The 6,022-nt window shown below is 70.6% G+C and carries 5 protein-coding genes; 3 read left to right on the top strand and 2 right to left on the bottom strand.

Going from position 1 to position 6,022, the window contains the following annotated elements; genetic code table 11:
* Positions 1-1,399, bottom strand: a 1,399-nt coding sequence (locus tag AB0D99_RS35405) for a condensation domain-containing protein (protein WP_362372277.1), incomplete at its 3' end; no start/stop codon positions are given.
* Between the two features lie 387 nt (positions 1,400-1,786).
* Between AB0D99_RS35405 and AB0D99_RS35410 the strand changes: the two genes are divergently transcribed.
* Positions 1,787-2,947 (top strand): cytochrome P450, encoded by a 1,161-nt coding sequence (locus AB0D99_RS35410; protein ID WP_362372280.1) that lies wholly within the window; start codon positions 1,787-1,789, stop codon positions 2,945-2,947.
* Between the two features lie 69 nt (positions 2,948-3,016).
* On the opposite strand, the gene AB0D99_RS35415 is transcribed toward AB0D99_RS35410, so the two are convergent.
* Positions 3,017-3,973, bottom strand: a complete 957-nt coding sequence (locus AB0D99_RS35415; RefSeq protein ID WP_362372283.1) for a TauD/TfdA family dioxygenase — start codon at positions 3,971-3,973, stop codon at positions 3,017-3,019.
* Positions 3,974-4,510: 537 nt separating this feature from the next.
* Here AB0D99_RS35415 and AB0D99_RS35420 point away from each other — a divergent pair.
* Together AB0D99_RS35420 and AB0D99_RS35425 are read left to right on the top strand one after the other, a co-directional pair.
* Positions 4,511-5,311 (top strand): alpha/beta fold hydrolase, encoded by an 801-nt coding sequence (locus AB0D99_RS35420; RefSeq protein ID WP_362372286.1) that lies wholly within the window; start codon positions 4,511-4,513, stop codon positions 5,309-5,311.
* 41 nt (positions 5,312-5,352) lie between these two features.
* Positions 5,353-5,979 (top strand): GNAT family N-acetyltransferase, encoded by a 627-nt coding sequence (locus AB0D99_RS35425; RefSeq protein ID WP_362372289.1) that lies wholly within the window; start codon positions 5,353-5,355, stop codon positions 5,977-5,979.
* Positions 5,980-6,022: the final 43 nt, after the last annotated feature.

Raw genomic sequence — 6,022 nt, forward strand, 5'->3', positions numbered from 1 at the left:
GCACCACCTGCGCCTCGAACAACTCCGGCAACGTCCCCGCCACCACACCCACATCCGTGGCATTCCACTCCTCCACCACCAGACGACGCTCCTCGCCGTCGAGGATCTCGGCGCGTGCGACGAGGTCGTCGGGGGCGGCGTTCGCGAGCCAGTGGGCGACGTTCAGGTAGCGGCCGGAGACGGCGGCGGCGTCGGTGAGGTCGTGGACGTCGGGGTTGACGTCGACGTTGATCTGCATGCCGGCGCGCGCGTAGACGTCGATGCGGATGTCGTCGACGGGTCCGGTGGACAGGTTGTGGGTGACGGTGGGGCAGTCGCCGAAGCGCAGGTCGTAGTCGAAGGCCATCACGTTGATGTGCAGCCCGCACAGGTCGCCGTCGGCGATGTTCAGGTCGTGCAGCATGTCCTTGTAGCGGTACTGCTGGTGGCGCAGTCCGTCGCGGATCGCGCGGGAGGTGTCGCGTACGACGTCCTCGACGGTGGAGTCCGGGCCGATGGTGAGCCGCAGCGGCAGGATGTTGGACGTCATGCCGGGCACGCCGAGGCTCCGCTTGTCGGAGCGGGCGCGGACGGGCAGGCCGACGGTGACGTCCCGCGCGCCGGTGACGCGGTGCTGGTAGAGCGCGGCGGCCGCGATCATCAGGCCGGCGAAGCTGGTCTTCAGGCGCCGGGCTCCGGCCCTGAGCGCGTCGCCGGCCGCGGTGTCGACACCGTCGGTGTGGCGCAGGGGGGCGTGCTGGGCGCGGCGGGACTTGTAGGAGTCGCCGCCGTGGACGGCGGGGTGATCGGCGAGCAGCTCGCGCCAGTACCGGCGGTCCTCCTCGAACTGGACGGACTCGCGGTAGGCGCGGTCGGCGTCGAGGAGTACGGAGACGGGTTCGGCGGCGCCTTCATCGGGGTCGCGGCCTTCGAGGAGGGCGGTGTAGATCTCGGCGCCGCGCCGGGCCACGACGAGGCCGCCCTGGCCGTCGAGCACGAGGTGGTGCGGGCGTATGTACCAGTAGTGGAGCTCGTCCGCCACCTTGATGAGGGCCTCGTCGAACAGTGGGCCGCCTTCGAGTTCGGCGGGGCGGCGCAGGTCGGCGTCCATCCAGGCGCGGGCGGCGGCGCGGGGGTCGGGCTCGGCGCTGACGTCGACGGTCCGGACGGGGTAGTCGGCGGCGTCGTGCAGGTACTGCACGGGTGTTCCGTCGACGGTGCGCATGCGCAGGCGCAAGGTCTCCATCTCGCGTACGCGCAGGTCGGCGGCGCGCACGAGGAGGTCTTGGTCCACGGAGCCGTGGATCTCGATGTACTCCGAGATGAAGAAGGCCCGGTTGTCGGGAGCGAGTTGCTGTGCGTACCAGATACCGAGCTGTCCGCCCATCAATTCGCGGAGCTCACCTTCGGTCTTGGGCATTCCCGCGCACTCCAATCGTTCGACTCATCGACTGGAACCGCACGGGCTGCCTCGATCGGGCATGCGCATGACCGCCCAGCTCCTCTTGCAAAAAGCTGTGAACTGAGATTCTGACTTCTTCGGCGCCTGGCGCGCGGCGACCCACTATGGCTCAGTGACCAGTGGTGATCAATGCGCTTCCGGTGAGCGTTCAACTGTGTGGGGACGGCAGTTGAACGCGGGGCGGGGCTGTCCCGGACAGCCTTGACGTACTCGTACGCCCCCTGCGACGGTGAAAAGTGCCGCTATTCGATCGCGCGCGTCAGATGTATTGCGCGAACCATTTCCAGGCCACCCCACTATCTGCGAGGCACCCGTATGCCCGATTCAGCGCCACACATAAATCTGGTGGATCCCGCACTCTATTCCCACGGTGACCCCTTCGCGCAATGGCGCTGGCTGCGCGCCAACGATCCGGTGCACTGGCACCAGCCGGGCGAGCTGCCCGGTTTCTGGTCGCTGACGCGTTACGACGACATCCGCACGGCCTACCGCGACGCGGAGACGTTCAGTTCGGCGCAGGGGATCCTGCTGCGGCCGGCCGAGCACGGGGCCGACCCCGGCGGCGGGCGCACGCTGGCCCTGACGGACGCGCCCCGGCACAGGCAGCTGCGAGGGCTGGTCGACGGCTGGTTCGCCGTGCGGTCGGTCCGGGCCCTGGAGGCGGAGATGAGGGACATCGCCCGGGGAGTGGTCGACAAGGCGCTGGAGAGGGGGAGTTGTGACTTCGTGGCCGATGTCGCGGCCCGTGTCCCGCTCTACGTGATCTGCAGGATGATGGGCGTGCCGGAGTCCGACTGGGAGCACCTGTACGAGCTGACGAGCCAGGCGTTCGCGGCCGGCGACCCGGCGACCCGCAGGTTCGCGCACCTGGACATCCTGGGGTACTTCGAGACGCTTCAGGCCGACAAGGCGGAGGATCCGGGCGACGACCTGGTGAGCATCCTGGCGACGGCGGAGATCGACGGGGAGCGTCTGAGCCCGGACGACGTGATCCTGAACTGCGACAACCTGCTGGTGGGCGGTACGGAGAACACGCGCATCGCGGCGGCCGGCGGGATGCTGACCTTCCTTCAGCGGCCGGACCAGTGGGGGGCGGTGCGGGAGGAGCCCGGGCTGCTGCCGTCCGCGGTGGAGGAGGTGCTGCGCTGGACGTCGACGGCGACGCACATCATGCGTACGGCGGTGCGGCCCGCGGAGATCCACGGGCAGCGCATCGAGGCAGGCGACAGGGTGGTCTTCTGGCTGCCGTCGGCCAACCGCGACGAGGCCGTCTTCGACGATCCTGACGTCTTCGACGTGCGCCGGACGCCCAATCGCCACCTGTCGCTGGGCTTCGGGGAGCACTTCTGTCTGGGGAGCATGCTCGCCAAGGTGGAGATGCGGCTGTTGTACGGCGAGTTGCTGGAGCGGGGCGTGGACGTCGAGCTGGACGGCGAGCCGAGACTCCTCGACTCGATCGTGGTCAACGGCCCGGAGACGCTGCCGGTACGGATGAAGGCGGCCTGAGGGCCGGCCGGTACGCGTGAAGGGGCCCACCTCGCAGAGGTGGGCCCCTTCACGCGTGGTGCGCGGGCTTCAGCCGGACATGGCCACCAGGACCCGGCGGTCGCCGCCGAAGGGGCGCCGGCCGTGGCCGACGGCGACGTTGTCGATGACCATCAGGTCGCCCTGGCGCCAGTCGACGTCGACGGCGACCTCCAGACCCCGGTCGTGGATGTGCAGGATGTGGGCGTCGGGGATGGGGCTGCCGTCCGCGAAGGTGACGGACTGGGGCAGTTCCTCCGGGGGGAGGATCTGCGCCAGTTCGCGGGAGGTCTCGTCGCCGAGCGCGGCCGGGTGGAAGTGGTCCGCCTGGTTGAACCAGACCTCGGTGCCGGAGTGGGGGTGTGCGACGGTGGCCGGGCGGATCGGGCTGATCATGCGCAGACCGCCGTCGGACATCCACCGCCAGTCGAACTCCCCCTGTTCGAGGAAGGATTCGACGACGGTGCGGTCGTCGGTCTCGAAGGTCTGGCGCCAGCTGCGGCCGAGTCCGAGGCCGTCGTGGAGGTTCTGGGTGTAGCGGATGCCGTCCGCGAAGGCGTCCCGCACCTCCGTGTCGAGGGATTCCAGCCACAGCCCTCCGTCGACGACGGGCGTCGCGCCGCCGGAGCCGGGGGTGGTGGCGCAGTAGAAGAAGAGTCGCTCGGGCCAGTGGTGGCTGTAGGACAGCTCGTTGTGCATGGCGATGGTCATGTGCTGCGGGTACTCGGTGGACGTGTAGAGGTTCCCGCCGAGCCTGGTGCGCGGCGAGGTGCCGTGCATGTAGGAGAGCCGGTTCGGCAGCAGCAGATCCATGGCGGTCTCGACGTCGTGCTCGGCGACGTCGAAGTCGCGGAACACGACGGCCTTCTCGCGCGCGAGCAGCTGCGCGAAGTCACCTGTCGCGGCGAGGACTTCGCGTATCCCTTCGGCGCCGGTGGCGCCACCCTCGGGGCGCAGTTCCAGCGGCTTCCAGTGCGCCGGGTCGGTGGTTCCCCTGGTGTCGGTCATGCCGGCCTCTTCTCCGTTTGCTTGCTTCCTCGTCCGTGGTCCCGCGGCTCACCCGGCCCGGCTCGTCGGCCGTCCGGGGCCGGAGGCCCGGGAGCCGGGTCAGGGCCGGAGACCGCGGCCGGGGTGCCGGGACCCCGCGCATGCGGGCGTGCGGGCTTCCGGCTCCGCCGGGACGGGGGATTCCTGGGCGGAGCCGGAAGCGTTCGGGGACGGGCCCCCGGGGCCGGCGGTCACACGTCGGACAGGTGACGGGCACGGCCGGAGAACCACTATGCGCCCGGGCGCACGGCCCGGGTCAACGGCCGCCACCTGGTCGTTCAACTGCGTGCGGGGACCGGTCGAACAGCGCGCGCGTGTCCGGAGGAGGCGTCAACAGACAGTCTTGATGGACGAGTTGGGGCGATGTCATGGTGGTGCGCCCGACGGGTGTCGGGCCGCCCGGCACCGGCCGGCCTCCCCGCTCACCCCTCTTCCACGAGTGCTCCCACGACGACTGGAGACCCTCTTGCACCCCATGACCGTGACCGAGGGCGCGCCATGCCCTATGTGACCTCCAATGGCATCCGGCTCTCGTACCAGCGCTCGGGCCAGGGGGAGCCGGTGCTCCTCATCATGGGCTCGGGTGCCGCCGGCCACGTCTGGACCACGCACCAGACACCGGCGCTCAACGCGGCGGGCTACGAGACGATCATCTTCGACAACCGGGGCATCGGCGCCTCCGACTCGCCTCCCGGGATGTACACGCTCGCCGAGATGGCGGCCGACACCCGAGGGCTGATCGAGGCCCTGGACCTCGGCCCGTGCCGTATCGTCGGCACGTCCATGGGAGCGATGATCGCCCAGGAAGTGGCCTGTCAGGCACCGCACCTGGTCCGCTCCGCCGTCCTGATCGCCACGCGCGCGCGTTCCGACGCGACGCGGCGGGCCATGACGGAGGCGGACCGGGTGCTGCGGGAGAGCGGTGTGCGGCTGCCGCCGAGTTACGAGGCGATGCGGACGGTCCTGGAGATGCTGTCGCCGGCGACGCTGAACGACGACGTGGCGGCCTCCGGATGGCTGGAGATCTTCGAGCTGACGGGCGGCGGCACGGGCGGCGGCGGGCAGGCCGGGGTGGACCGGGCGGGCGACCGCCGCGAGGCGCTGCGCACGATCACCGTGCCGTGTCGCACGATCGCCTTCGCCGACGACCTCATCTGCCCGCCGCACCTGGTGGCCGAGGTCGCGGACGCCATTCCCGGCTGCGACCACGTGGAGATCCCCGACTGCGGACACCTCGGCAACCTGGAGCGCCCTGACGTGGTCAACGCCGCGATCATCGAGTTCCTCGCCAAGTACTGAGGCTCCATCACACGTGAGGGCTCGCTGTGACACAGACAGAGATGATTGATTCGGAACCCGCCGCGCGGACCGTGCGGCGCGGAGTGACCACGTGGACGCTCCGGATGTCCTCGCCCGGGCAGCTGCGCCCGGTGGGCGCGAGCGTGCCCATGCGGGTGGAGCGGTCCGAGGTGCCGTCGATCGACCTGAGCCGTGCTCTGTACGCGGCGGTGGGCTCCCGGGTGTGCTGGACGGACCGGTTCGCGTGGGACCACGAGACCTGGGCGGCATGGGTCGGCCAGGACACCGTGGCGACCTGGATCGCCACGGTCCGGGGCACCGTCGCCGGCTTCTTCGAGCTGCAGACGCGGCCGGGCGGCGCGGTGGAGATCGTGCTGTTCGGCCTTCTGCCGCAGTTCTACGGGCAGGGCCTGGGCGGTGCGCTGCTCACCGCCTGCGTGGAGAACGCCTGGCGCGGCGGTGTCGACTGGAGCCCGGGAGCCGGGCCCACGTCGCACGTCTTCCTGCGTACCAGCACGCTCGACCACCGGCATGCCGTGCGCAATTATCTGGCCCGGGGGTTCGAGACGGCCGAGGTGGAGACGGCGGACAAGCCGATCCCCGACCCGCGGCTCGCTCCCTGGCCGCTGCCGCACGACCCGCGTGCGGTGCCGGCGGGCGACCTGTAGCGGCGCGGGAACGCGGCGGGTGCCGCGGGGCTCTTGCCCCGCG

Origin of the sequence: Streptomyces sp. NPDC047971, from assembly GCF_040653355.1 — a bacterium.
Classification (GTDB): domain Bacteria; phylum Actinomycetota; class Actinomycetes; order Streptomycetales; family Streptomycetaceae; genus Streptomyces.